This is a genomic window from Microbacterium sp. GXS0129 (assembly GCF_044769785.1).
Classification (GTDB): domain Bacteria; phylum Actinomycetota; class Actinomycetes; order Actinomycetales; family Microbacteriaceae; genus Microbacterium; species Microbacterium nymphoidis.
Genome location: NZ_JBIZVZ010000001.1, coordinates 497910 through 522970 on the forward strand (window position 1 = coordinate 497910; position 25061 = coordinate 522970).

Genomic DNA, 25061 nt, shown 5'->3' on the forward strand with positions numbered 1-25061 from the left:
CAGGCTAGGCGGTGCCACCGACACTGCCGTCGCGCTGTGAAACGATGGGGGAATCCCCGAGTGAAGCGAGCTCACATGTCACAGCCCCAGGGCGCCCTGCTGGTCGGCAGCGTCAACTACCCCGACGCGGAGACCACCTTCCGCACCGCCGCGAACGTCCTCGGCGCGAGGCTCAAACGGATCCCCGACGGGGAGGTGGGCAAGCGCTTCCACTGGATCATGTGCCAGCCCGACATCCTGGGGCAGACGGAGGGGATCGAGCGCGTCGGCGCCGAACCCATTCCCTTCCCCGCCGGTCTCGACGCCCGCTCGCTGCGCATCGCCGACGGAGTCTCCGCGGCCGACCTCCGCCTCCCGCCGCTCGGCTACGCCGCCGCCGCACGGGAGTCCTATGCGATCTTCAGCAGGCTGCGCGAGGACGGCGTGATCAGCCGGGGCACGCGCTTCGAGGTGGCGCTTCCCACGCCGCTCGCCGTGGTGAACTCCTTCTTCCCGTTCGAGCAGCGCGCAGCCATCGACCCCGTCTACACCGCGGCCATCGAGCGCGAGGTGGCGGAGATCCTCGCCGCGATCCCGCACGAAGATCTGGCGATCCAGTGGGACGTCGCCCCCGAGATGGGGATCATCGAGGGCGCCGAGACCTACGGCACCCGGATGCGCGCGTGGTGGACCGATGCCGATCCGCTGGAGGACCTCGCGGCGCGCGTGGCGCAGATGGTCGATCTTGTCCCCGCCGACGTGGAGGTGGGCGTGCACCTCTGCTACGGCGATGTGGCGGAGAAGCACTTCGTCGAGCCGACCGATGCCGGCAACCTCGTTGCGATGGCCAACGCCACCGTGCGCGCCGCGTCGCGTCCGGTCACCTGGCTGCATCTGCCCGTGCCGATCGAGCGTGACGACGACGCCTACTACGCCCCGCTCAACGGCCTCGCGCTCGCGGATGAGACAGAGCTGTACCTGGGCCTCATCCACCGCGAGGACGGTGTCGAGGGCGCCCGCCGTCGCATCGCCGTCGCGCTCCAGTACGCGCCGGTCTTCGGTGTGGCCACGGAGTGCGGCTGCGGTCGTGCGCCGCAGGAGGCTACCGCGGGACTGCTGGCGACACATGCGGAGGTCGCCTCCGCGTGGTGAGAGGCAGGCGGGCCGGCTGAGTACACGCCGGCTCGCTCCCGCCCGCATCGGGAATCGACCGTCCGGGGGAGGCGCGTGGGCGGTGCGCTGAGTGTCAACGACATCCCGGATCGCCGGGCGGAGCCCCGCAGCGGTCACCCCCGTCGGCTAGCGACCCCGGTTAGGCGCCGTGCGCTGCCGACGCCTCTTCGTCGCGGGGCGGATTGCGGATGCCCAGCCAGCTGACGATGCCCCCCGCCGCGAACAGCGCGGCGGTGACGATCGCCGCGGAGTGGAAGCCGGCCAGGTTCAGCGAGCCGCCGACGATCGTCGACAGCATCGCGATCACGATCAGGCCCGCGAACCGGGAGACCGCGTTGTTGACGGCGGAGGCGATCCCGGACTGCTCGGGCCCGATCGAGCCGAGGATCGCGGAGGTGAGCGGCGAGACGGTCACGGCCAGGCCGAAGCCCATCACGATCATCGCCGGAAGCACCTGCCACCAGTAATCGAAGTCCTGCGCCACCAGCAGGAGCAGCAGCGCGCCCGCTGCCATGATCAGCGGCCCGACGCTCATGAACAGGCGTGGGCCGAGCTTTCCGCTGAGCGCTCCCATGCGCGAGCTCAGCAGGATCATCATGATGGTGACCGGCAGGCTCGCCAGGCCCGCGAGCGTCGCCGACATCCCCGCTTCCTCCTGCAGGTAGATCCCCATCACGAAGCCGTTGAGCGGGAGTGCTGCGTAGATGAACAGCGTCGCGAGATTGCCCCACGCGAAGTTGCCCACGCGGAACAGTGAGAAGGGCAGGATCGGGTGGGCAACGCGGGTCTGGCGCCAGAGGAACACGGCCAGCACCACGACCCCGCCGACGAGGAAGGCGATCGTGAACGGCGACGTCCATCCGAAGCGCGGCTGTTCGATGAGGCCCACGGTCAGCAGCCCCAGCCCCACTGCGCATGCGACGCCTCCGAACCAGTCGATGCGCAGCCGGCTGTTCGTGTCGGCCTCCGTCAGCCGTGTGAGCAGCCAGAGGGTGATGGCGATCGGGACCACATTGATGAGGAACGCGAGCCGCCACGAGGCATGATCGGTGAGCAGGCCGCCGAGCACCGGTCCCACGAGCATGGCGCCGGTGGTGACCGCGGTCCACACCCCGATCGCGTGTCCCTGAGCAGGGCCGGAGATGCGCGAGGTGATGAGGGCGAGGGAACTCGGCAGCAGGAAGGCGCCGGCGGCACCTTGGACCACGCGGCCGATCACCAGCATCGTGGGATCAATCGATGCCGCGATGACGACGGAGGCGATCCCGAAGCCGATCAGACCGACGCGCATCACCAGGACGCGCCCGTAGGCGTCGGCGATGGACCCGGCGAGCAGCATCAGCGCGCTCAGGCTGACGAGGTAGCCGTCCACCACCCACTGCTGAGTGATGAGCCCGCCGTGAAGCTCACGCTCGATGGCGGGCAGGGCGACGTTGACGATGGACGAATCCAGCATCGTGACAAACGACGCGAGGATCGCGATGGTGGTCACCAGGCGCTGCTGACCGGTCAGAGCGGTGCTCATCGGGCTCCCTTCGGGATTCGCGGAACACACTACTCCTGAACATCACAGAACGATCACGAAACATCAGATGAAGTCGCGTTTGTAGGTAAGGCTTACCTATGTTGGAAGGGCGGCCACGTCTGCCGCGGCAATCCACACACCGTCAATCGACAGGAGTTCCTCGTGCGCGCACGACCCATCTTCCGACGCTCGCTCGCTGCTGGAGCGGCACTCGCCGCCCTCGCACTGATCGCCACCGGCTGCTCCGGTGAGGCCGCCGGAGCAGGGGTCGAACCCACCTCGTCCGCCACCGAGGTGACGGCCACCGAGGTCACGATCACCGACAACCACGGCGAGATGACCGTGCCGGTGAACCCCAAGAGCGTCGTCGCGCTCGACAACACGGTGATGCAGACGCTGAACGACTGGGACATCGCACTCGCTGCGGCGCCGAAGGGCGTCATGGGCACGGTATGGCCGAAGTACACCGACGACCCGAAGGTGCTCGACGTGGGCATGCACCGCGAGCCCAACCTGGAGGCCATCGTCGAAGCCGAGCCCGACCTCGTGATCGGTGGCTACCGCTTCGCCTCCTTCTACAACGACATCATCGCCCTCGCGCCCACCACGATCGAGCTCAGCCCGCGCGACGGTGAGGACCCGGTGGAGGAGCTCAAGCGGCAGACCACCATCCTCGGCCAGATCTTCGCTCGTGAGGACGACGCCGAGAAGCTGAATGCCGCCATGGATGAAGCGCTCGCGGCGGCGAAGAAGAGCTACGACGGCACCTCCACCGTGGCAGGCCTCATCACCTCCGGCGGCAAGATCAACTACGCCGCCCCCGGTGAGGGACGTGGCGTCGGCTCGCTGTTCACCGAGCTGAACCTGGTCCCCGCGATCGACAGCTCGGGCTCCACCAACCACCAGGGCGACGAGATCAGCGTCGAGGCGATCGCTGCCGCTGGTCCCGAGTGGCTCATCGTGCTCGACCGCGACGGCGCGTTCCAGGAGGACGGCTACATCTCCGCGGCGGAGCTCATCGAGCAGTCCGAGGCGCTGAAGAACGTCCCCGCCGTGCAGAAGGGGCAGATCGTCTACCTCGACAGCAACTTCTACCTGACCGAGGGCATCCAGGCCTACACCGGACTGTACGACTCGGTGGCGCAGGCCTTCTCGGGCGCGAAGAGCTGATGACCTCCGGACCGGGCCACGCATCGTGGCCCGGCCCGGATCCGACGCCGCGGGCCGGAGGCTCCTCTCCGGTCCGCGGCCCCTGTCCGCTGCTCACGGATACGCAACGCATGACTGATTCCGCACCATCGGCCACCCCTCGCATCCGGCGACTGCCTGCCTGGCTCCCCCCGGCCCTGGGGGTGATCGGCGTTCTCGGGCTCCTCGCCCTCTCGCTGTCGGTCGGCGCGTACGACCTCGGTCGCGACGAGTTCGGCGGTGAGCTGTTCTGGATCACGCGCGTTCCGCGGACGATCTCGCTGGTGCTGGCCGCGATGGCGATGTGCGTGGCCGGACTCATCATGCAGCTGCTCACCCAGAACCGGTTCGTCGAGCCGACCACGACGGGAACCACCGAATGGGCGTCGCTGGGACTGCTGCTGATCACGCTGCTGGCTCCGCAGGCCGGAATCCCGGTGCGGATGATCGTGGCGTCCGCGGCCGCCTTCGCCGGAACGATGCTGTTCATCCTGGTGCTGCGGCGGATCCAGCTGCGGTCCTCGCTCATCGTGCCGCTGGTGGGCATGATGCTCGGCGCCGTGGTCTCCGCGTTCACCACGTACCTCGCCGCCTCCACCAACATGCTGCAGATGCTGGGAACGTGGTTCCAGGGTTCCTTCTCCGCCGTGGTCCGAGGTCGCTACGAGTCGTTGTGGGTGGTGGCGATCGTGGTGGTGCTGGTGTGGATCGCTGCCGACCGCTTCACCGTGGCCGGGCTCGGGAAGGACGTCGCGACCAGCGTGGGCCTGAACTACGAGCGCGTGGTGTTCATCGGCACGGCGCTCGTCGCCATCGCCGCGGGCGTGACGACCGTGGTCGTCGGCTTCCTGCCGTTCCTCGGGCTCGTCGTGCCGAACCTCGTCACCATGGCGCGCGGTGACAACCTGCGCTCCAACATCCCGTGGGTGTGTCTCGGGGGTGCCGCGCTGGTGCTCGCCTGTGACGTGATCGGACGCGTCATCATCTTCCCGTTCGAGATCCCGGTGTCGATGATCCTCGGCATCGTGGGTGCAGCCGTCTTCATCGCGCTGCTGCTGAAGGGACGTCCCCGTGGCTGAGGCGAGGACGGCGAAGCGCACGGTCCCGGTACCCCTGCGGTTCGCGATCGTGGCGGCGGTCGTCCTGGTCGCCGCGGTGCTGGTGATGACCTGGGACATCGGTCCCGAACCCGGCAGCAAGGGATTCTGGCTGATCGTGCGGATGCGCTCGGTGACGGTGGTGACGATCCTCCTGGTCGCCGCCTGCCAGGGGGTCGCGACGGTGCTGTTCCACACCGCCACCGGCAACCGGATTCTGACGCCGTCGATCATGGGCTTCGATGCGCTCTACGTGCTGATCCAGACGGCGATGGCCTTCTTCCTCGGTGCGCAGGCGCTCAGCGCGACCGACGGGGTGCCCAAGGTGCTGGTGCAGAGCGCCGTGATGGTGGCGTTCGCGACCCTGCTGTACGGCTGGCTGTTCGGGGGGAGGCGCGGCAGTCTGCATGTCACGCTGCTGGTGGGGCTGGTGCTGGGCGCCGGATTCGGAACGCTGTCCAGCTTCATGCAGCGCATGCTGACTCCCGGTGACTTCGACATCCTCTCGGCCCGGCTGTTCGGCAACATCTCCAACTCCAACGCGGAGTACCTGCCGGTGGGATACGGCATCGTGGCGGTGATCCTGCTGCTCGTGTTCGTGCGCCGGCACCGTCTCGACGTGCTCGCGCTCGGGCGTGACACCGCCACCAACCTCGGCCTCAACCACAAGCGCGAGGTCATCACGACGCTCGTGATCGTGGCGGTGCTGGTCTCCATCTCGACCACGATGGTGGGCCCGATGACCTTCTTCGGATTCATCGTGGCGACCCTCGCGTATCAGCTCACCGGCTCGCAGGAGCATCGGCGGGTGCTGCCGTTCGCCGTCCTGCTCGGTGCCGCGATGCTGCTCGGCGCGTACTTCATCCTTCATCACGTCTTCAACGCCGCCGGCCTCGTGACCGTCATCATCGAGTTCGTCGGCGGTCTGGCGTTCGTGATCCTCCTGCTGCGAAAGGGGTCGATGTGATCAGCTTCACCGACGTCTCCCAGTCCTACGGCGACCTGCGCGTGCTCGGTCCCGTCACCCTCGAGATCCCGGCCGGGGGAGTGACCGCGCTGGTCGGCCCGAACGGGGCCGGCAAGTCGACGCTGCTGACCATCGCGGGACGCCTGCTGGATCCCTCCACGGGCACGGCCAGCGTCGGCGGCCACGACGTGCAGCGGACGCCGTCCCGTGAGCTCGCGAAGGTGGTCTCGATCCTGAGGCAGGAGAACCACTTCGTGACCCGGCTCACGGTGCGTCAGCTCGTGGGCTTCGGGCGTTTCCCCTACTCGCAGGGACGGCTCACCGCAGCCGATCGCGAGGCCGTGGATGCGGCGCTGGAGTTCCTTGATCTCGTGCCGCTGGCCGAGCGGTATCTCGACGAGCTCTCCGGCGGCCAGCGTCAGCGCGCGTACGTGGCGATGGTCCTGGCCCAGGAGACCGACTACCTGCTCCTGGATGAGCCCCTCAACAACCTCGACATGAAGCACGCCGTCGCGATGATGAAGCAGCTGCGCCGCGCGGCCGACGACCTCGGCCGCACCATCGTGATCGTCCTCCACGACATCAACTTCGCCGCCGCCTACGCCGACCGCGTGGTGGCGCTGCGAGATGGTCGTGTGGAGCACGTCGGCACGCCCGCGGAGTTCATGGTTCCCGAGGTGCTGGAGCGTGTCTTCGACACCCCGATGCAGGTGCGAACCGACGGCGATTTCCCCCTGGCCGTCTACTACCGCTGACCCGACGCGCCCGGCGCGTTCTTGCTGGTTTGGAGCATGGGTCGGCGTGCCGTAAGCTTGATCTCGGTGACGTGTCCGAGCGGCCGAAGGTGCAACTCTCGAAAAGTTGTGTAGGGTAACCCCCTACCGTGGGTTCAAATCCCACCGTCACCGCCATGAAAACCCCCGAGAAATCGGGGGTTTTCGCATGTCCGGGGCCTGTCGAGGCCGGCGCGTGTACCTTCCTGATGCTCCGGTGATCCCGGTAGCTGTCGTCGACGACCTCCGTCGCGATGAGGCCGGAAACAGTGATCGCGGCGCTCACGGGTGCGCAGTGCCATCGCCCGGAGGGACCTGCCCACGCCGCGCGTGGACAGGTCCGCCTGCTCTCACCTCGGAGAGCATCCTCTGGCGTCGGCGGCGTGACTCAACGAGCCCGCCGGTGAGCGCGATGGCGAAGCAGACGAGCCCCAGCAGCCACCCGATCGCGGCGAACCCTGTCGGAACGTACAGCGCCAACGGCGCCGCGCTCCGCGCTGATGGAGGCGTGCTCACTGCGATGCTCTGACGCGGTGGGAGATCGAAAACGCACCCCCGGGGCGCGCGGGCGGTGCGTTTTCGATCCCTCACCGGGCGTCGGAGGCGAGATACCGTGCGGCGAAGGTGTCGATACGGCGGTGTGTCGCGGTGAGCGCCACCACTGCCTTTCCCGTCGCCGGCTGCACGCTGAACTGAGCCTGCGATCCCCACGTACCACCGGAATGAGAGATCTCCCGCGTGGATCCGGATCCGGTGAGGAACCAGCACAGTCCGAGCTGTGCCTTCTCGTCGAGGTGATGGTGCACGGTGGTGGCCGCTCGCAGCCCCTCGGCGACGCCGGCGGGGGCGGTGTCGATCAGCGCGTCGGCGAGGCGCTGCAGGTCTCCGATGGTCGACGCGTACATCCCTGCCGCCGGCATTTCGTCCTTCAGATACGGCAGCGCCGCTCCCCTCGGACTTGTCGGGCGCGCAACGACGTCGGCACAGGTCACCGGTCGATCCAGGCCCGTGCGGGTCATGCCCAGCGGGTCCAGCAGCCGTGTGCGGACGAGCTCCTCGAACGGGAGGCCCGTCGCCGCGGCCAGCGCGTCGCCGAGAAGGCCGACCCCCATGCTGGAATAGCCGAATCGACCGCGGCTGCGTGCGCGGCGAGCCGCCGCATGCAGGTGCTCACGATAGGCGCCTGCCGTCACCCCGCGCCAGGGATCGCGCCGGCTGAATCCGAGCGCCGTGGCCATCTCACGCAGGAAGAGGGCGCGCGGCGTGTTCGGGAGTCCGGACCGATGGGTGGCGAGGTCGCGGAGGGTGGGAGCGGTGTCTCGCCACGGGAGCCGCTCACCGTGGATTTCGTCGACGGGGGCATCCGGATCGACGTCACCGCTGGCGATGAGCACGCCGAAGAGCGAGCCCGTGAGAGCCTTGCTCACCGATCCGATCTCGAAGCGACGCGCGCGCGCGGCATCGGGGGAGCCGTATTGCATCCACGCCCCGTCGCTTCCGCGTACCGCCACCGCGAGATCCGCATCCGCGGACGCCGCCAGCGCCGAAAGCTCCGCCTGCATGTCCCCGAATGGCTCCGCACGTCGCATCGATGATTCCGCTTCCTTCTCGTCCGGCGTGGTCCATCCCACCGTAGGACGAGGGGTGGTGCGTGCACATCCGTCCGCAGACGGACATGGCGCAGGGAAAAGGCAGCCCGGAGACCTACGCGAGAGGCGTTTTCATCGCTGAGCCTGGCTTCACCCTCGGCGGGGTCGATAACCTGCTGACACACGCGCTGTTCAGCGTCGACGCGACGAATCCCCAGAAGGCACCTATGACCTACACCGCCGATCCCGCCCGATATGAAACGATCCACACCGCCCGCTCCGGACGGAGTGGCCTGATCCTGCCGCGGGTGTCCCTCGGACTGTGGAACAACTTCGGCGACGACCGCACGCTCGACATCCAGCGTGCTGTGCTGCGCCGTGCGTTCGATCTGGGGATCTTCCACTTCGACCTGGCGAACAACTACGGCCCGCCCGCGGGAAGCGCGGAGCAGAACTACGGCAAGATCCACCAGCTGGACTTCCGCCCCTACCGGGACGAGCTCGTGATCTCCACCAAAGCGGGCTATCAGATGTGGGACGGCCCGTTCGGGGAATGGGGCTCGCGCAAGACGATGATCGCCTCCCTCGATCAGTCGCTGCAGCGGCTGGGCCTGGACTACGTCGACATCTACTATTCGCACCGTCCCGACCCCGAGACCCCCATCGAGGAGACGATGGGTGCGCTGGCCACGGCGGTTCGTCAGGGCAAGGCGCTGTATGCCGGGATCTCCAACTACTACACCCCCGAGCAGACCCGTGCGGCAGCGGCCGCGCTGCGAGCCGAGGGCGTTCCGCTCACCATCCACCAGCCGCGCTACAACATGTTCGACCGACTCGTCGAGGAGACCGGGCTGCTGGATACGCTGACCGAGCTCGGCACCGGGGCGATCGCCTTCTCGCCGCTGGCTCAGGGCCTGCTGACCGATCGGTATCTGAAGGGAATCCCGAGCGACTCGCGCGCGGCCACCGGCCGCTGGATCAGCGAGTCCACGATCACGGAGCAGTACCTGGAGCGTGCCCGCGCGCTGAACGAGATCGCCGCCTCCCGGGGGCAGACACTCGCGCAGCTGGCGATCCAGTGGGTGCTGCGGGACCCGGCGATCACGAGCGCGCTGATCGGCGCATCGAGCGTGCGTCAGCTGGAGGACTCCCTGCGCGCGCTGGACGGCGAGCCGTTCACCGACGAGGAACTCGCGCGCCTGGAGCCGCTGGCGGCGAAGCCCGCCTGAGCACGAACGGTGCCGGGCGGGCCGCATCGCAACCCGCCCGGCACCGTTCGTGGCGCGGGAATCACTTCAGCCCGGACCTGACGAAGGCGTCCACCACATAGCGCTGCAGGAAAACGTAGATCAGCAGCACCGGAACACAAGCGAGGCCCGCTGCGGCCATCGTGGCGCCCCAGTTGTCGCCCTCAGCGGTGAGGAAGCTGCGCACACCCACCTGGATGAGGGCGTCGCCCTGGCGCATGATCAGCGCGGGCCACAGGTACTCGTTCCACGCCGAGATGAAGGCCATGATGCCGAGCGCGGCGAGCGCGGGCTTCGGCGTAGCCTATCTGCACACGGCAGATCTGGCCGGGCAGGAGCCTGCGGAAATCGGGGTTCATCGGTCACCTCGCGCACCATCCTGCCGCATCGAAGAGCCCCTGAGGGGTTCTCGAAGGCGATCCTGGCCTCGTCTCACCGGCCGTGGCATGGGAGGCTGGAACAGGTGATGGTGCCACCGACGGCGCCGTCGGGAGGAGGAGTCGACGTGGACGAATCAGAACCGGGTCAAGGTCGCGGTGGAGCATCCTTCGACTTCACCGGACGGCGCGTGCTCGTGACCGGCGGCGGGTCGGGTGTCGGGCTGGCCACGGCGCAGGCCTTCGCCGCCGCCGGCGCCGAGGTGGTCGTCATCGAAGTCAATGCGGCGGCCGCCGCGGTCGCACGGGACAGGGTGCCCGGAGTGGTGGTCGATGCGGTTGATGTGACGGACGCGACCGGTCTGCGCGAGCTGGTCTCGGCGCGCGGAGACTTCGATGTCGTGGTGAACAACGCCATGATCTGCGGAGACGACGATTTCCTGTCGGCGACGCCCGAGCAGATGCGTCGGGAGATCGACGTGAACCTGATGGGGCCGATTCTCGTGTCCCAGGCGGTACTTCCAGGGATGATCAGCCGAGGCGACGGGGTCATCGTCAACATCTCCTCGATCAACGCCGCCCTGCACCTCGGCAACGAGGCGTACTCGGCGGCGAAGAGCGGGTTGCAGAGTCTCACCCGCTCCATCGCGACCGAGTTCGGGCCGGCCGGGGTTCGCTGCAACACGGTCGCGCTCGGCACTGTGGAGACGCCGGCCTGGACGCAGCGACGCGCGGCTGATCCCGGGGTGTTCGCGCGTCTGAGCGGCTGGTATCCGCTGCGCCGCGTCGGCACGGTTGCGGATGCCGCTGCCGCGGTGATGTTCCTGGCATCCGATGCCGCGCGATGGGTCACCGGCACGGTGCTCACGGTGGACGGCGGCTTCACCGCGGGCAATCTCCGGATGTCCGCCGACATCCGGGGTCATGCCGACCAAACTGCGCCCTGACGTCCCGCCATACATAGACGGCCGTCCACCCGAGGTGAACGGCCGTCCTGATCTCCCGCGTTTCAGGAGTGCGGAACGACGACGGCCCGACCCGACAGCTGGCCCGCCTCCAGCTTGCGGTATGCCTCGAGCGCATCGTCCATGGTGAAGCGCTCCACGTCGGGAACGATCTGCCCGGCGCGGTACATCGCGGCCACGTCGTAGAGGTCGGAGAGGGAGCCCCAGTAGGTGCTGCTCAGCGTCGACTCGTACGGGGTGCCGAAGAAGTTCCACTCCACGGTGCCATTGGCAATGCCCACGATGATGATGCGCGAGCCGATGCCGGCGGCGGACTTCACCAGGTTCACCGTCGGCGCGACACCCACGAAGTCGAAGGCGGCATCGACGCCGCGGCCACCGGTGATCGCGCGGATCGCCTCCAGCTGTCCCTCGCCCCCGGGAACGGTGACGGCGCCGTTGGCCTCGGCGCGCGCCATCGCGTCCGGCTTTGAGTCGGTGGCGATGATCGTTGCCCCGGTGAGGGCGCGAAGAATCTGCACGGCGATCTGCCCGAGGCCGCCGAGACCCACCACCAGGGCGAACTTGCCGCCGCCGGCCAGGTTCGGAAGCGCCTGCTTGATGGCGTGATACGGCGTGAGCGCGGCGTCTGAGAGCGGCGCGGCGTCCACGGGGTCGGCGTCGCCGAGGGGGATCAGGTGGTGGGCCGGGACGGTGACGTACTCCGCCATCCCGCCGTTGCGGCCGAGGCCCACGGCCAGTGCCGGGTTCGTGGCGGCGTTCTCACAGTAGGTCTCCAGGCCCTGTGCGCACATGCGGCAACGGCCGCAGCCGGTCGGGCCGTACACGAGGTAGGCGTCGCCCTTCTGGAAGCCGGAGACGCCTTCTCCGAGAGCCTCGATCCACCCGGAGACTTCGTGCCCGAGCACGAAACCGGGGGTGATGGAGCCCGGACCGTCAGCGGTGAAGTCGTGGTACACCGCGACATCGGAGTGGCACGCGCCGGATCCCGCCACCTTCAGCAGGACCTCGCCCGGCCCCGGAGCGGGCGTGGGCACGTCGGTGAGGACGGGGAAGGTCTGGTAGTTCTCGAAGACGACAGCGCGCATGGTGAACCTCCTGGTGCAGCAGCTGCGGCCCGGCAGACGGGGGTGCCGGATCCCGCTCTTTCACTCTATTCCCGGGATGAGAGGGGAGGGCCGGCTGCTCTCCGCTGGAGCTCCCACCACTGCAGCAGCATGATGGTCTTGCCATCCACGATGCGTCCGTCGGTGATCATCGCGAGGGCATCGTGGCGGGGCAGCTCGACCACCTCGATGTCCTCGCCCTCCTCCCTGAGTCCGCCACCCTCGCCCGTGCGATCGGCGCGCGAGTATGGAGCGGCGTAGAAGTGCACGCGCTCCGTGACCGATCCCGGGCTCATGTACGCGGCGAACACCGGGGTGACTGTTCCGACGTCGACGCCGAGCTCCTCGGCCACCTCGCGCCGGATGGCCGTCTCCGCATCATCGCCGTCCAGCAGGCCTGCCGCGGTCTCGATGAGCATGCCGTCGGGGTGTTCGTTCACGTAGGCCGGGAAGCGGAACTGGCGCGTGAGCAGAACCGTGTCCCGGTGCTCGTCGTAGAGCAGGATGGTCGCTCCGTCGCCGCGGTCATAGGTTTCCCGCTGCAGCGTGGACCAGGCGCCATCACGCCGCCGGTAGTCGAAGGTCGTGCGCCGCAGTACGTGCCACCCGTCGGAGGTGACCTCCACGTCGTGGACCCGCACGTCGGGGTTGCGCGAGAGATCGCGGCCTGTGGCGTCGAGTCCGGTGCGTCCGCGTCTATCTGGGATTCCCGCTCCCGGGGTGAGGCGAAGCCGTGCGTCTGAAGTCATCGCGCTAGAATAGGATAAAACGTGCAAGAACGTGAAAAGAACGGATGAGGATGCTTGCCGCGGAACGTCGTGATCACCTGCTGGACATCCTGCGCCGCGAGGGGAAGATCGTGGCGAAAGACGTCGCTGCGCGGCTGAGCCTGTCAGAGGACAGCATCCGGCGCGATCTCCGGGATCTCGCAGCGGAGGGACTGTGCCAGCGCGTCTACGGTGGCGCGGTTCCGGTGTCGCCGGCCGTCGCCGACTACGCCGGTCGGACCCTCATCGCCGCGGAGGGCAAGCGGCGCGTGGCGGCTGCAGCCGTGGGGCTGATCGACCCGGGCAACACCGTCATCCTTGACGGCGGAACCACCGCGCTCGCCGTCGCGACTCTCCTCCCGCCCGCACTGAAGTGCACCATCGTGACGCACAGCCCCACCGTCGCGGCCGCGCTGGTCAGCCACCCCCGCGTGGACGTCTTCATTCTCGGCGGCCGGCTCTTCAAGCACTCCGCGGTGGCGAGCGGGGCAGCGGCGATCGAGGCGGCGCAGCGCGTGGCGGCGGACCTGTTCCTGCTGGGCGTCACCGGCGTTCATCCGGATGCCGGGCTCACCACGGGAGACCCGGATGAGGCTGCGATGAAACGCGCGCTCGCAGGACGGGCGGCGGAGACGTATGTGCTGGGTTCGGCCGAGAAGATCGGCACCGCCTCACCCTTCGGCGTGCTGGATTTCAGCGAGGTGTCCGGCGTGATCACCGATGCGGACCCCGACGCCGATACGATGCGACTGCTCCGTCGCCGGGTGCGCATCCTCCCCGCCTGACCCGGCTCGAACGAAGGATCCGATCATGACTGTGACCTACCGGCACGTGGATGTGTTCGCCACCCGCCCCTTCACGGGCAACAGCCTGGCCGTGTTTCCCGGGGGCCCTGCGCTGTCGGCGCAGCAGATGCTCGTCATCACCCAGGAGCTTCGCCACTTCGAGACGATCTTCCTCGGCGAACCGAGCGAGGACAACGTGGTGGAGGCGCGCATCTTCGATCTGTTCGAGGAGCTGGACTTCGCCGGTCATCCGCTGCTGGGCGCCGCCGCGGTCCTGCACGAGTCGCGCGGGGCGAAGGGGGCGTTGCACTGGCGATTCCGCCTGAAGGATCGCACCGTCACCCTCACCACGCGGTCGACGACGAGCGGCTACCGGGTGGAGCTCGACCAGGGGGCGCCGCAGTTCCTCGGTGTCGTGGGCGGAACCGATCGCGAGGAGATCGCCGCGGCGCTCCACCTGGAGGCTCTCGCCGATCTTCCCCTGGAGGTCGTGTCCACCGGTCTGCGGTATCTGATCGTTCCCGTGTGCGGGGGCCTGGACCGGGCGCGGATCGTGCGCGATGACTTCGCCGAGCTGATCGGCCGCCACGGAGCCCAATTCGCCTACCTGCTCGACGTCGAGGCGCTGGAGGGTCGCCACTGGAACAACGATGGAGCGATGGAGGACGTGGCGACGGGGAGTGCTGCCGGATGCGTGGGCGGCTACCTCGCGCGGCATGTCGTCGTGCCGGTGGGGGAGGAGTTCACCCTCCGGCAGGGGCGGTTCACCGGCCGCCCGAGCCGTATCACGGTCCGCCCGGAGGGGGCAGCCGATGCTCTCACCAATGTCCGTGTCGGAGGTGATGTGGTGATGGTCGCCACCGGCGCGCTGGAGGCGATGCCCTGACGCCGAAGGGAATCAGCGGCGGCGCCAGAAGCCCCCGCGTGAGGCCGACTTCGGCAGGTGCTGCTGCGCCTCGGCGACCAGTCGTGCGAGCTCAGGGTCGGTATGGTTCGTGTATCGCTCGGCGAGCCGCGCCCACGCCGCCGCGGCGTCCTGTGGGCGATTGAGTTCGCCTGCGAACACGACGGCGCTGTTCTTCAACGCCTTCGCCGCGCGGCGCTGCTGAGAGAGGGGCGAGTCGGCCGTCACCCGCGTGATGACGTGCGCATAGGCGGCCAGTGCCTCGTGTGGCTGAGACCCGTCGTCGATCACAACCGCATCGTTCCACGCCGCCTGCGAGCCCAGCTCCGTCAGGGCGGGGCTGGGGGCGTCGGCGGCGATCGTCATCACCTGCCGGAACGCGTGCCGGGCCATGGCGCGATCGGCCAGCCGGTTCACGGCGTTTCCGAACTGGAGCCAGGCCTGCGCCAGCAGCTCGGTCCCGACGCCGCCGTCGACGATCGCCGATTCGATGCTGAGCCGGGCGATCTCCGCGGCCCGCGCATACTCTCGCGCGTTCAGGAGGTCGACTGTCCAGTTCTGCAGGGCCGTGAGCCCCACGATGCGCGTGGCCGTATCTGACGACGGCTGTGCCTCATCAAACGTCTGCCGGTACAGGCGTTCCGCCTCGGCGGCCTCCCCACGAGCCGACGCAGCATCGGCATCATCGAGCAGGTTGCGGACCGCGCCGAAGATCTCGTCTCGTTCGCTGTAGTCGCCGGTGCGCAGTTGCAGCGCCAGGCGATTGCGGTCGGTGGTGGCGCGGACGAAGTCTGGCACCTCGGTCGTGCACAGCGCATGTGCGGCCTCGGCATCCACAAGGGCCAGCGCGTCATCACCGAGCTCGCTCACGGCGCGGGTGCGGGTGTTGAGCGCCATCACCATCAGCGTGCGGATCTCGGGGGTGACGGGAGCGGGGAAGCGCGCGAGGATGCGGGTGGCGCGCTCCCGCCGGGAGTGGGCATCCAGCTCGTTCCACGAACGTGCCAGGGCGAGGCCCGCGAGGTGCGCGATTTCATCCGAGGGGGAGTGGGCGAGGTCGCGCCACATCGTTTCGCCCTCGCGGGCACCGCGATCGGGTGCGTGGAGGACCAGTGTGTCGACCAAGACCAGCCGCGCGTTCGCGATGGCGAGGCGGTGGTCATGATCGTGTGGCACGGCCGTGTCACCGATGTGCTCCAGCTCCTGGATGGCAACCTCCAGTTCGCCGGCGTCGCGGGCTGTGCGTGCCGCCTGTACGCGCGCGGACACCGCGGCCGCGAGCTCACCGGCGGCGGTTGCGTCGTCTGCGAGCTGCAGGTAGGTACGGCGGGCGAGGGTGCTATCACCCTGCGCGGCCGCGTCGGCGGCCAGTCGTCGGCGCAGGCCCAGACGCCAGTACGGATCGTCCAGGCCCCGCCACGACAGCAGCGCGGTGACCACCGCGATCCGTTCGACCGGATCGTCGAGATCGTCCACGCGATCCAGCACCCGGGAGACGATGACCTCTCGATCTTCGTCGCTCGCGGAGGGGAAGCGTGCGGCGGCCCACGGCAGATAGCCGTCGAGGAAAGCGCGGGGCCGCCACCTGTGGAATGCGGGATTCCACAGGCGGTTGCCGAGGCGGGTGAGCTCCGGGGAGGAGTCGTCCCCGATCGCGGTGAGCAGGTGCAGGTATGCCGGGATCGGGCTGTCGCCGGTGAGGTGCGCACGGGCGTTCTCGGCCCAGTACTGACCGAAGAGTCGCTCGCGTGTGCCGGCGTGCGGTGACGTGGCGATCTGTGCGGCACAGGAGGCGAGTTCCGCGTACGACTCCAGGTCGTGCACCAGCGGGCAGAGCGAGAGGAGGACGGGCACAGCCTCCGCGGGAGGCGTGGACGCCAGGAGTTCGCGCAGCCGGTCAGCACCGTGGACCAGCGAGGAGACGTCGTCGTGGTCGATCGCGGACTCGATGAGTGCGATCCTCTGGTGAACCGTCATCCGGGGCCTCCTGTGTCTGTACCGACTTAAGCAGATTGCTCCTCGTTCTCGCTCGCGAGCCTAAGTTAGGTTAGCCTTACCTTATGCATAGCGCTCACGGAGATCATTTCATTCTGGCCGGGGTGGCCGGTGATGTGCCGGTGCTGAACCGGCTTCTCGCTGCGCTCCCCGACGACGGCTACGGCCAGGTGTTCCTCGAAAGCACCGGGCCGATTCTCCTCCGCGGCTGGCCGGGTCCCGCCGGCATCATGCCGCTGTCGGTACGGCAGGACCTTGCCCCCGCGTCCGGTGGGCGGCTGCCGGGGCCGGGTGAAGTGCTTGCCGATGCGCTGCGGGCGTGGGCTGTCGAGTGGCTGCCTCCCGTCGGGCATCCGGATCCGCTCCCGTACACGCTGTGGATCGGCGCGGTGGGGTATCCGCCCGTCGACCGGTTCTGCGCCGAATTGCTGAGGGACTACCCCTGGCTCCACCTGCATCACGCCTCCATGGTCCCGAGCACGGAGGGCTGATCAGACGAGCGGGCTCGACGTGATCGCCGCGCTCAGCGCCTCCACGGCGGGGCGCGAGGCGGCCGGATCATCGAGGAGCGCGAACTCCAGTACGCCCAGCGGTGGCAATCGGAGTGCACCGTCCACCCGTTCCAGGTCGCCGGGCATCATCGTCGCCGGGAAGACCGCGACCCCGAGCGCCGCGCGCACGGCCGCCAGCACGCCCGTGATGTCGCGGACGGTGCAGGCCGTGCGCCAGCGGCGTCCGGCCTCCTCCAGAGCGTCGATGGCGGACTGGCGTGAGTGGCTGGGGCGTGGATAGGTCACCAGCGGGACCGGCTCCTCGGCGTCGAATCGCAGTGACGGGTGCGCACCCCAGATCAGTTGCTCCCGGCGCACCACGCGTCCATCCTCGATCCCCGGCTCACGACGCACATAGACCAGGTCGAGCCCTCCGGCCTTGAGGCGTCGCACCAGCGCGGCGGACTGACCGACCGTCACCTCCACGTCCACGCGCGGGTTGCGGCGCCGGAAGTCACGCAGGATCCCGGGCAGGTGCGTGAGGGCGAGGTCGTCGGCGGTGCCGAAACGGATGCGCGTGCGCTCCGCGGGGCCGGCGAAGAACGCGTGCGCCTCGTCGAGGACCGCCAGTGCGCGGCGTGCGAACCCGAGCATCGCCTCGCCGTCGTCGGTGAGAGCCACGCTGCGCGTGTCACGCGCGACGAGCACGCGGTCCACCTGTTGCTCGAGCCGACGGATGCGGCCGCTCACGGTCGGCTGGCCCACGCCGAGCTGGCGACCGGCGGCAGAAAAGCTGCGCGTTTCGGCGACGGCGACGAAACACCGCAGCAGTTCGGGGTCGTACATCTGCTCCCTTTCATCACCAAACGTGATGACACATATCTACCTCATGTCGTTACGTGATGGAATGGGGCTGCGTACGGTGGAGGTCATGTCAGCTCCGACGGGCAGCTATCCCGGTGCGTACCCGATCACCGAACCGCTCCCCGTGCTGGCCGCCCGGCCCACGCTGCGCGCCACCTTCGCCTCCCTCACGGTGCCGAACTTCCGCTGGTACACCGGCGCGCTTGCGGCATCCTCCGCGGGCGGGTGGCTCGCGCGGATCGCGACCGACTGGCTCATGGTGGAGCTGACCGGGAACGTGGCGCTGATCTCCCTCGTGGTGACGTTCCAGCTGCTGCCGCCCATGCTTCTCGCACCGTGGGGCGGCGTCGTCGGGGACCGCTTCTCTGCGCGGCGCACCGTCATCGCCGTCCAGCTGCTGCTCGTCGGGGCGTTCCTCGCGCTCGCCATCCCCGCTGTGCTGGGCACGGCCTCGGTCGGCCTCATCATCCTCACGTCGCTGCTCGTCGGAATCAGCGCGGCGTTCGAAGGGCCGAGCCGGGCAGTGTTCGTCGTCGAGGTGGTGGGCACCCGGGGCCTGGCCAATGCGATGGGACTCAACGCGGCCGTTCAGCAGTGCGCGGGGATCATCGGCGCTGCGGTGGCCGGCATCGCGATCGCGCGGCTCGGCGCCGGCTGGGCCATGATCATCGGGGCGGTCGGCCCCGTGATCGGCGTGATCGGGCTGCTGCTCATCCGTCGCGACCGTCTGCATCCCGCCATCAAGGTGCGCGCCCAGCGCGGCCAGATCCGCGAGGCGATCCGTTACGTCCGTCGCAAGAACGACATCGGCGCCTCGCTCCTGCTGATCACGGTGCTCGCGCTGTTCGGTCTGACGGGGTCGGTGCTGTTCGGATGGGCCGCACGCGATGAATTCGATCTGGGTTCGGCGGGCTACAGCCTCTTCCAGGCGATGGCAGCCCTCGGTGCGTTCATCGGGTCGCTGCTGGCGGCGCGGCGTCGGCGCCTGCGCATGCGTGACAACGCGCTGCTGCTTGCCGTGTCGGGCGCCATCTGGGCCGTCACGGGATTCGCCCCGACTCCCGCGCTCTTCATCGTGGCCATGGTGGCCGCGCTCATCACCCGGCTCATGTTCATGGTGGCCAACGATTCGCTGACACAGCTGTCGACCAACGGCGCGATCCGCGCCCGCGTCGTGTCGCTCTACATGATGTGCGCCACCGGAGCCCAGGCGCTCGGTGCGGTGCTCACCGGCTGGTCGGTGGATGCGCTCGGCGGGCAGACCACGTTCCTCATCACCGGGCTCGTGCCGCTGGCGGTTGCGGGTAGCATCGCGGTCGCGGCGACCATCGGCCTGCGGCGACAGCGCGGCCCGCGCCCGCCGCACACGCCGCGGGTTCTCGCGGTCGACTGATCCCACGCTGCCTGTTCGCGCCGGATCCTCGCCGCGGAGTGATCCTCACATTCGCGTCTTCGCGTCTTCGCGTCTTCGTGTCTTCGTGTCTTTGCGTGTTCGTGTCATTGCGTGTTCGTGTCTTACTGTCCTTACGTGTGGCGTCGCGTCCTTGCTGCGGACTGATCCGCTCGCGCCGCGTGTTCGCGTTTCGCACCGCGCGCGGCGCCTCCGCGCTGTGCGCGGTGTCGCCCCCACGGCTGTATTCGTGCCTCCGTCGCACTTCGGGGCTGCCGCGGTTCCTGATCCCGCGAGGCTTCCCGCTGTGGGCGAGAATCGCCGCGATGCATGGACTCTCGCCCACAGACGGAAGTTCCACGAGAGGGGAGAGGGGAGAAAGGCGAGCGAGGGGACGAAGGATGAGGGCGGTGGGAGGATGAGCGCATGACGCGGTGGCAGTGGCGCACGACGCGGTGGCAGTGGCGCATGACGCGGTGGCAGTGGGATGGACGGCACGTGCTGGTCACGGGGGGATCCGAGGGCATCGGGAACGCCGTCGCCACGGCGGCACGGGAACGCGGGGCTCGGGTGAGCATCCTGGCCCGCCGAGCCGAACCCCTGGCGTCCGCCGCAGCACGCATCGGTGCGCTCGCGGTTCGCGCCGACGTCACCGATTCCGGCGCCGTGAGCGCAGCCGTCGCGACGGCGATCGAGACGAACGGGCCGATCGACGTGCTCGTCCACTGCGCCGGCGCAGCGCTCCCGGGCCGGTTCCTCGAGGTGGCGGAGCAGGAGTTCGCCGATCAACTGCGGCTGAATCACCTCGGCACGGTGAACGTTCTGCGCGCCGTCCTCCCCGCGATGACCGAGCGCCGCGCGGGACGTGTGGTCGTCACGAGTTCCACCGCAGCCGTGCTCCCAGTGCCCGGGTACGCCGCCTACGGCGCAGCGAAGGCGGCCGTCGCGCTCCTCGCGGCCGTGGTCGGAGCCGAGGTGGAGTCGCGGGGCGTGCGCGTCGGCGTGCTGTATCCCCCGGACACGAAGACCCCGGGGTTCGACGCCGAGAACCTGCGCAAGCCCCCTGAGACCGCGGCGATCTCCGCCGGTATCGCTCCGCAGAGCCCGGAGCGTGTCGCGCGTATCGTGCTCCGTGGCGTGGAGCGGGGCTCGCGCACGATCACGGCCGATGCGCTCACCCGCGTGGTGCTGACGGTGCCGGGGATCGTGCTCCCGATGATGCGACCCGTCCTGGCCCGGATTGCTCGCCGCGCCATCGCGCGCGGCTGAGGGCACCTCACGCGCTCGCGCATCGTGGACGGGCCGTCGTTCAGGTGCGCGTGGTAACGTCGTGGGGTCTCCTCCGCGTTCGCGGATGATCCCCACACTTTGCCGGCCGCATTTGCGGGCCGGTTCCCGTGCGCCTGTCGCACGATGACACCCGTGCGATATCGCACGATGAAAGCAGATGATGACTTCCTCCTTCCTGGAGCTGGGCGTGCCCGCTCCGCTCGTGGACGTTCTGGCCGCTGACGGCAAGGCTTCGCCCTTCCCCATCCAGGCCGCGACGCTCCCTCATTCGCTCGCCGGCCGTGACATCCTCGGCCGCGGCCGCACGGGCAGCGGCAAGACGATCGCCTTCTCGCTGCCGCTGGTGGCTCGCCTGGCCGAGTCCCGCCGCCCGCGCACGCCCGGGCGTCCGCGCGGTCTGGTGCTGGCTCCCACGCGTGAGCTCGCCACCCAGATCGCCGCGACCCTGACGCCGCTCGCCGACGCCGTGGGCCTGCGCGTCATGACCGTCTTCGGCGGCGTGAGCCAGAAGCCGCAGGAGCAGAAGCTGCGTGCCGGCACCGATATCGTGGTGGCCTGCCCGGGTCGTCTTGAAGACCTGATGAAGCAGGGACACGTCGACCTCGGCAGCATCGAGGAGACTGTGCTGGACGAGGCCGACCACATGGCCGACTTGGGCTTCCTGCCGGGCGTCACCCGTATCCTCTCCGCAACGCCCGCGACTGCTCAGCGCCTGCTGTTCAGCGCGACGCTGGACAACGGGGTGGACAAGCTCGTCCGCCGCTTCATGTCCGACCCGGTTCGCGCCGAGGTCGACGAGCTGAGCGTGCCCGCCGGTGAGATGACGCACCGGGTGCTGCTCATCGCCGATGCCGAGGAGAAGACCCGGGTGGTGCGCGAGCTCGCCTCGGGCACGGGCCGTCGGATCCTCTTCATGCGCACCAAGCACCACGCGAAGAAACTGGCCAAGCAGCTGACCGCGGCGGGCATCCCCGCGGTGGATCTGCAGGGCAACCTGTCGCAGGGCGCCCGCGAGCGCAATCTGGCGGCCTTCTCCGCCGAGCCCGAGCAGGGTGGCGTGCGCGTGCTCGTCGCGACGGACGTGGCGGCGCGTGGCGTGCACGTCGACGACGTCGAGCTGGTCGTCCACGTCGACCCGCCCGCCGAGCACAAGGCGTACCTGCACCGTTCCGGTCGTACCGCTCGCGCCGGTGCCTCGGGCACGGTGGCGACGCTCGTCCTCCCGACGCAGAAGAAGGACGCCAGCGACGTCCTTCGAGCTGCGTCCATCCGCGTTCCGTTCGAGAACGCCGACGCGTCGTCGGCCGTCGTCGCAGAGCTGGTGGGCGAGAAGGCCGCGTATCGTGCCCCCGAGCCGGTGGCGCCGAAGCAGCCGCAGGGTAAGAAGAAGTCCGGTGGCCGCGCCGAATCCGCCGGCACGCGAACCGTCGCGGAAGCAGCGGCGGAGTCCGCGCGCGGCGGGTCGCGCCGAGGTGGCCGTGGTGGTCGCGGCGGCGGTCAAGGCGGCGACGCGCAGCGCACCGAGACCCCGGCCGGGCAGGGTGGTCGCGGCCAGTCTCGTCGGGGCCAGGGTGGCGATGCACGCCGCGGGCAGGCCGGGGAGTCCGGTCGCGGACAGGATGCCGGTCAGTCGCGTCGTGGTCAGAGCGGCGAAGCGCGTCGTGGCCAGGACAGCGGGCATTCCCGCGCCGGCCAGGGTCGTGGCGGTAACGCCACTGGTCGCGGAGCCGGTCGTGGTGGTTCGTCCGGCGGTGCCGTGTACTCCACGTCGACCCCCGGCTCTGCTCCCTCGCGGCCCGTCGACGGCTCGCGCCGCGCGCAGCGTCCGGCCGGCGAGCCGCAGCGCACCGACGCACCGCGCCGCCGTCGCGCTTCGCGCCCGCAGGGCTGAGTCCAGCCCATCGATGTGACAGCGCCCCCACGGTTCTCCGTGGGGGCGCTGGTGTTGGTGGGGTGTGGCGCTGGTGTTGGTGGGGTGTGGTGCTGGTGTTGGTGGGGTGTGGTGCTGGCGTGGTGCGGCGTTGATGGCGGTGTGGCGTCGGTGCGGTGTTGGCGTGGTTTCGGCGTCGCCTGAGAACGGCGCGAAGGCGTGACGCCAAAGGAGGAGATTGTCGCCAGATGAGGACGTAGGAACCGATTTTGATGCGGATTTGGCGACAATCTCCTCCTTTCGGGACACCGTCGCCGCACCGTCGGCACCATTCGCGCTGTGGGCGGTGCGGGAGCAGGTCAGGGGCGGGGCTCGGGGCGGTGGACTCCGCGAGGACGATATCCCAGCGCGTCGGATGCCCCCAGAAGATCGGCGAGGTACCAGACGATCGACAGCCACATCTCGGTGCCCTGCAAGCCGGGAGCGGACACTCCGGCGGCGGGCGACTCCGCGAAGGGGATCCCCGCTCCGTCTTGCCACATGCCGAGGGCCGCGTCGAGCAGCTGACGGGCGATCGCGGCGACCTCCGACGCCCGGTGACCGGTGCTGCGGGTAAGCCACAGCGGATGGGCCACGTCGAGCACGTTGCAGGCATTGAGGCGCCCGGCGGCGAAGAAGCGCTCATCCGTCACGTGGGTGAGAACGGTGTCCACGACCGCCGTCGGGTAGGGGAGCGGTCGCCCGTGCTGCGCGAATGTGCCGCGTGAGGCGCGATAGAACCCGTTGACGGGCTGCAGGAGTCCATCCGAATCGCGGGCCGATCCCCAGACGCCCGACACAGGATCCGCGATGCGCGCGAGCGCCCCGAACAACGCGTCCGACGTGCCGGCCGGGACCGTCCGCTCCCACACCAGCGCCGTGCCGTAGGCGTCGATCCACGCGCCGGCGCCCCAGGCGTTCAACTGCCAGGGAAGACCCTCGACCAGAGCAGGCACACGATCGGGCGTGAGGTCCGAGGCGAGTCGAAGTTCGTGGGGGAAAGAGGACCCCAGCAGGTCCAGCGCGTAGCCGACGGCGAGCACGTGGTACGCGGCATCCTCATCGGACCACGACGCAGGAAGCGGGACCCCGGCTGCATCGAGCGGCGGGACGGCACCCGTCGCCGCATCTTGCCAGCCCCGCAGCCGCTGTACCAGTGCATCACGATCGCTCTGTGGCGGCACGTCGCCCAGCAGCAGATCGGCGATCTCGATCGCGTCGCACCACGCGCGCACCGTCGGTGCGGTTCCGGGCCGGTCGACATATCGCTTCCCGTCCCACGCACGATCCAGCACGTCGCGGGCCTCTGCGCGGGCTCGGTTCGCGAACGCGGCCAGGCGGACCCGCAACGTCCCGTCACCCACAGCTTCGGCGGCGACGTGCTCCGTGCGGGCAGTTCCGAGGGCGCCCGATACTGACGCGGCTGATCCGTCCGAGGCGACGGCGGCTGCGAAGTCGGCGTGGCGTCGGGCCTCGACGCCGCCCGACTTTGACGTCTCGGCGAGGTCTGCGTTGTTCGATGGTGATGTTTCGGGGGTGTCAGCGCCGTCTGATGGTGATGTTTCGGGGGTGTCAGCGCTGTCTGATGGTGATGTTTCGGGGGCACCAACGCCGCCTGATGGTGACGTTTCCCTGAGGCGTGGGTCGCCCGATGGTGACGCCGCGGCGGGGTCTGTTCCGCTCGATGGCGACGACGCGGCGGGGTCTGCTCCGCTCGATCCCGCCGTCTCGGCGGAATCCGACTCGCCCTCCGGGGCGATCCGCCACTTCAGGAATCGCGCCGGGTTGCCGCCGACGATCGCGCCGTCCGGTACGTCCTTCGTCACCACGGCACCTGCGGCGAGCACGCTTCGCGAACCGACCCGAACGCCGTCGAGGACTACCACGTGGGAGCCGATCCAGACGTCGTCGCCGATCTGGATCCCCCGCGACACCAGCGGCTGGCGGAAGAACTCGACCGTGGGATCGGCCATCGTGTGGTTGAAGCCGAGCAGCGATGTGTGCGCACCGATGCGGGTGGCGTCGCCGATGCGGACGTCCCCGCGGATCACCGTGTAGGGGTTCACGCTGCAATCGCGACCGAGGGAGATCGTGCCCGTGATGTACGCGCCGGCCGCCACATAGGTGCGATCACCGAGCGACAGCGCCTCGCAGTCGACCGACGCGAGCGAGGACACGAACACGCCGGTTCCGAGATGCGTCTCGGGGCGCGCGGTGAGCTCCTCCTGCAGAAGGCGCTGGGTCTCGCGCGTCGAGGGACGAGCCTTCGCCGCGAACTCCCACGGCGAGTACTCGACCGGATCGATGCCGACGCCGCGCGGGGGGTGTGTGCCGACTGGGTCGCCGGTGGTGCGTGGGCCGACGGTGTCCTGGCTGGTGCGTGGGTTGACGGTGTCCTGGGTGGTGCGTGGGTCGACGGTGTCGTGGCTGATGCGTGGGTCGACGGTGTCGCCGGTGGTGCGTGGGTCGACGGTGTCGTGGCTGATGCGTGGGTCGACGGTGTCACCGGTGGTGTGTGCGCCGACGGTGTCGCCGCCGGTGGGGTATTCATCGGCGCCGCCGCCGGGGCGGGCGCCAGCGGGCGGCACAGCCGCGGGCTCGGTGGGGGTCATGATGCGCTCCCGTGGTTCGGTGGGGATCGGTGGCCTGCCGAGAGGCGGAACACCGCCGGATGGTCTCA

Annotated in this window: 21 protein-coding genes and 1 tRNA gene; 14 read left to right on the forward strand and 8 right to left on the reverse strand. The window is 69.3% G+C overall.

The features are described 5' to 3' along the window. Window positions 1-75 precede the first annotated feature (75 nt). Window positions 76-1131 carry a hypothetical protein gene (locus ACIQJ5_RS02165; RefSeq protein WP_402840440.1) on the forward strand — a complete coding sequence of 352 codons (1056 nt, stop codon included), beginning with the start codon at window positions 76-78 and terminating at the stop codon, window positions 1129-1131. A gap of 160 nt (window positions 1132-1291) precedes the next feature. Here the strand turns inward: ACIQJ5_RS02165 and ACIQJ5_RS02170 are convergent, their stop codons facing one another. After that, the gene (locus ACIQJ5_RS02170) at window positions 1292-2677 is read right to left on the reverse strand and encodes an MFS transporter (RefSeq protein ID WP_231090671.1); all 1386 of its coding nucleotides are present in this window, start codon (window positions 2675-2677) and stop codon (window positions 1292-1294) included. Window positions 2678-2839: 162 nt separating this feature from the next. Between ACIQJ5_RS02170 and ACIQJ5_RS02175 the strand changes: the two genes are divergently transcribed. The 5 genes from ACIQJ5_RS02175 to ACIQJ5_RS02195 all read left to right on the forward strand — a co-directional run bounded on the left by ACIQJ5_RS02175 (window position 2840) and on the right by ACIQJ5_RS02195 (window position 6840). Further along, window positions 2840-3847 carry a siderophore ABC transporter substrate-binding protein gene (locus ACIQJ5_RS02175; protein WP_402840444.1) on the forward strand — a complete coding sequence of 336 codons (1008 nt, stop codon included), beginning with the start codon at window positions 2840-2842 and terminating at the stop codon, window positions 3845-3847. A gap of 110 nt (window positions 3848-3957) precedes the next feature. Next, a complete protein-coding gene (locus ACIQJ5_RS02180; protein ID WP_402840447.1) occupies window positions 3958-4944 on the forward strand; it encodes an ABC transporter permease in 987 nt (328 codons plus the stop codon). Further along, complete coding sequence (locus ACIQJ5_RS02185) at window positions 4937-5929, forward strand: iron chelate uptake ABC transporter family permease subunit (RefSeq protein ID WP_402840450.1); 993 nt, start codon at window positions 4937-4939, stop codon at window positions 5927-5929. Before ACIQJ5_RS02180 ends, ACIQJ5_RS02185 begins: the two co-directional genes overlap by 8 nt. Further along, window positions 5926-6684, forward strand: a complete 759-nt coding sequence (locus ACIQJ5_RS02190; protein ID WP_402840452.1) for an ABC transporter ATP-binding protein — start codon at window positions 5926-5928, stop codon at window positions 6682-6684. The genes ACIQJ5_RS02185 and ACIQJ5_RS02190 overlap by 4 nt, the downstream gene beginning before the upstream one ends. A 65-nt stretch (window positions 6685-6749) precedes the next feature. After that, a tRNA-Ser gene (locus ACIQJ5_RS02195) sits at window positions 6750-6840 on the forward strand. 449 nt (window positions 6841-7289) lie between these two features. Here the strand turns inward: ACIQJ5_RS02195 and ACIQJ5_RS02200 are convergent. Next, entirely contained in the window at window positions 7290-8264 is a 975-nt protein-coding gene (locus tag ACIQJ5_RS02200; protein ID WP_402840455.1) for a serine hydrolase domain-containing protein, read from the reverse strand. 254 nt (window positions 8265-8518) lie between these two features. Between ACIQJ5_RS02200 and ACIQJ5_RS02205 the strand changes: the two genes are divergently transcribed. Next, window positions 8519-9520 carry an aldo/keto reductase gene (locus tag ACIQJ5_RS02205; RefSeq protein ID WP_231090658.1) on the forward strand — a complete coding sequence of 334 codons (1002 nt, stop codon included), beginning with the start codon at window positions 8519-8521 and terminating at the stop codon, window positions 9518-9520. A 61-nt stretch (window positions 9521-9581) separates the two neighbouring features. On the opposite strand, the gene ACIQJ5_RS02210 is transcribed toward ACIQJ5_RS02205, so the two are convergent. Continuing rightward, on the reverse strand, window positions 9582-9806 hold the full coding sequence (locus ACIQJ5_RS02210; protein WP_231090657.1) for a hypothetical protein: 225 nt from the start codon (window positions 9804-9806) through the stop codon (window positions 9582-9584). A gap of 237 nt (window positions 9807-10043) precedes the next feature. Between ACIQJ5_RS02210 and ACIQJ5_RS02215 the strand changes: the two genes are divergently transcribed. Then, a complete protein-coding gene (locus tag ACIQJ5_RS02215; protein ID WP_402840460.1) occupies window positions 10044-10862 on the forward strand; it encodes an SDR family NAD(P)-dependent oxidoreductase in 819 nt (272 codons plus the stop codon). Window positions 10863-10924: 62 nt separating this feature from the next. Here the strand turns inward: ACIQJ5_RS02215 and ACIQJ5_RS02220 are convergent, their stop codons facing one another. After that, the gene (locus ACIQJ5_RS02220; protein ID WP_231090655.1) at window positions 10925-11968 is read right to left on the reverse strand and encodes an NAD(P)-dependent alcohol dehydrogenase; all 1044 of its coding nucleotides are present in this window, start codon (window positions 11966-11968) and stop codon (window positions 10925-10927) included. Window positions 11969-12033: 65 nt separating this feature from the next. Beyond that, entirely contained in the window at window positions 12034-12735 is a 702-nt protein-coding gene (locus ACIQJ5_RS02225) for an NUDIX domain-containing protein (RefSeq protein WP_402840463.1), read from the reverse strand. Between the two features lie 50 nt (window positions 12736-12785). Between ACIQJ5_RS02225 and ACIQJ5_RS02230 the strand changes: the two genes are divergently transcribed. Further along, window positions 12786-13538: a DeoR/GlpR family DNA-binding transcription regulator gene (locus ACIQJ5_RS02230; protein WP_402840466.1), complete on the forward strand. Its 753-nt coding sequence runs from the start codon at window positions 12786-12788 to the stop codon at window positions 13536-13538. 25 nt (window positions 13539-13563) lie between these two features. Continuing rightward, the gene (locus ACIQJ5_RS02235) at window positions 13564-14424 is read left to right on the forward strand and encodes a PhzF family phenazine biosynthesis protein (protein WP_402840469.1); all 861 of its coding nucleotides are present in this window, start codon (window positions 13564-13566) and stop codon (window positions 14422-14424) included. A gap of 12 nt (window positions 14425-14436) precedes the next feature. Here the strand turns inward: ACIQJ5_RS02235 and ACIQJ5_RS02240 are convergent, their stop codons facing one another. Beyond that, on the reverse strand, window positions 14437-16419 hold the full coding sequence (locus ACIQJ5_RS02240) for a hypothetical protein (RefSeq protein ID WP_402840472.1): 1983 nt from the start codon (window positions 16417-16419) through the stop codon (window positions 14437-14439). 83 nt (window positions 16420-16502) lie between these two features. Between ACIQJ5_RS02240 and ACIQJ5_RS02245 the strand changes: the two genes are divergently transcribed. Continuing rightward, window positions 16503-16928 (forward strand): hypothetical protein, encoded by a 426-nt coding sequence (locus ACIQJ5_RS02245; RefSeq protein WP_402840475.1) that lies wholly within the window; start codon window positions 16503-16505, stop codon window positions 16926-16928. Here the strand turns inward: ACIQJ5_RS02245 and ACIQJ5_RS02250 are convergent, their stop codons facing one another. Beyond that, the gene (locus ACIQJ5_RS02250; RefSeq protein WP_402840477.1) at window positions 16929-17774 is read right to left on the reverse strand and encodes a LysR substrate-binding domain-containing protein; all 846 of its coding nucleotides are present in this window, start codon (window positions 17772-17774) and stop codon (window positions 16929-16931) included. An 85-nt stretch (window positions 17775-17859) separates the two neighbouring features. Between ACIQJ5_RS02250 and ACIQJ5_RS02255 the strand changes: the two genes are divergently transcribed. The 3 genes from ACIQJ5_RS02255 to ACIQJ5_RS02265 all read left to right on the forward strand — a co-directional run bounded on the left by ACIQJ5_RS02255 (window position 17860) and on the right by ACIQJ5_RS02265 (window position 22363). Then, window positions 17860-19185, forward strand: coding sequence for an MFS transporter (locus ACIQJ5_RS02255; protein WP_402840480.1), 1326 nt, complete (start codon window positions 17860-17862; stop codon window positions 19183-19185). Between the two features lie 423 nt (window positions 19186-19608). Then, window positions 19609-20451, forward strand: a complete 843-nt coding sequence (locus ACIQJ5_RS02260) for an SDR family NAD(P)-dependent oxidoreductase (protein WP_402840483.1) — start codon at window positions 19609-19611, stop codon at window positions 20449-20451. Between the two features lie 178 nt (window positions 20452-20629). After that, complete coding sequence (locus tag ACIQJ5_RS02265; protein WP_402840486.1) at window positions 20630-22363, forward strand: DEAD/DEAH box helicase; 1734 nt, start codon at window positions 20630-20632, stop codon at window positions 22361-22363. Window positions 22364-22701: 338 nt separating this feature from the next. Here the strand turns inward: ACIQJ5_RS02265 and ACIQJ5_RS02270 are convergent, their stop codons facing one another. Next, window positions 22702-24993 (reverse strand): DapH/DapD/GlmU-related protein, encoded by a 2292-nt coding sequence (locus ACIQJ5_RS02270; protein WP_402840488.1) that lies wholly within the window; start codon window positions 24991-24993, stop codon window positions 22702-22704. Window positions 24994-25061 lie beyond the last annotated feature (68 nt).

Excerpts from the sequence above, each read along its gene's own strand:
- ACIQJ5_RS02165 (WP_402840440.1), top strand. The coding sequence starts at position 76 with ATGTCACAGCCCCAGGGCGCCCTGCTGGTCGGCAGCGTCAACTACCCC.
- ACIQJ5_RS02170 (WP_231090671.1), bottom strand. The coding sequence starts at position 2,677 with ATGAGCACCGCTCTGACCGGTCAGCAGCGCCTGGTGACCACCATCGCG.
- ACIQJ5_RS02180 (WP_402840447.1), top strand. The coding sequence starts at position 3,958 with ATGACTGATTCCGCACCATCGGCCACCCCTCGCATCCGGCGACTGCCT.
- ACIQJ5_RS02200 (WP_402840455.1), bottom strand. The coding sequence starts at position 8,264 with ATGCAGGCGGAGCTTTCGGCGCTGGCGGCGTCCGCGGATGCGGATCTC.
- ACIQJ5_RS02205 (WP_231090658.1), top strand. The coding sequence starts at position 8,519 with ATGACCTACACCGCCGATCCCGCCCGATATGAAACGATCCACACCGCC.
- ACIQJ5_RS02210 (WP_231090657.1), bottom strand. The coding sequence starts at position 9,806 with ATGGCCTTCATCTCGGCGTGGAACGAGTACCTGTGGCCCGCGCTGATC.
- ACIQJ5_RS02220 (WP_231090655.1), bottom strand. The coding sequence starts at position 11,968 with ATGCGCGCTGTCGTCTTCGAGAACTACCAGACCTTCCCCGTCCTCACC.
- ACIQJ5_RS02225 (WP_402840463.1), bottom strand. The coding sequence starts at position 12,735 with ATGACTTCAGACGCACGGCTTCGCCTCACCCCGGGAGCGGGAATCCCA.
- ACIQJ5_RS02230 (WP_402840466.1), top strand. The coding sequence starts at position 12,786 with ATGCTTGCCGCGGAACGTCGTGATCACCTGCTGGACATCCTGCGCCGC.
- ACIQJ5_RS02235 (WP_402840469.1), top strand. The coding sequence starts at position 13,564 with ATGACTGTGACCTACCGGCACGTGGATGTGTTCGCCACCCGCCCCTTC.
- ACIQJ5_RS02240 (WP_402840472.1), bottom strand. The coding sequence starts at position 16,419 with ATGACGGTTCACCAGAGGATCGCACTCATCGAGTCCGCGATCGACCAC.
- ACIQJ5_RS02245 (WP_402840475.1), top strand. The coding sequence starts at position 16,503 with ATGCATAGCGCTCACGGAGATCATTTCATTCTGGCCGGGGTGGCCGGT.
- ACIQJ5_RS02250 (WP_402840477.1), bottom strand. The coding sequence starts at position 17,774 with ATGTACGACCCCGAACTGCTGCGGTGTTTCGTCGCCGTCGCCGAAACG.
- ACIQJ5_RS02255 (WP_402840480.1), top strand. The coding sequence starts at position 17,860 with ATGTCAGCTCCGACGGGCAGCTATCCCGGTGCGTACCCGATCACCGAA.
- ACIQJ5_RS02260 (WP_402840483.1), top strand. The coding sequence starts at position 19,609 with ATGACGCGGTGGCAGTGGCGCACGACGCGGTGGCAGTGGCGCATGACG.
- ACIQJ5_RS02265 (WP_402840486.1), top strand. The coding sequence starts at position 20,630 with ATGATGACTTCCTCCTTCCTGGAGCTGGGCGTGCCCGCTCCGCTCGTG.
- ACIQJ5_RS02270 (WP_402840488.1), bottom strand. The coding sequence starts at position 24,993 with ATGACCCCCACCGAGCCCGCGGCTGTGCCGCCCGCTGGCGCCCGCCCC.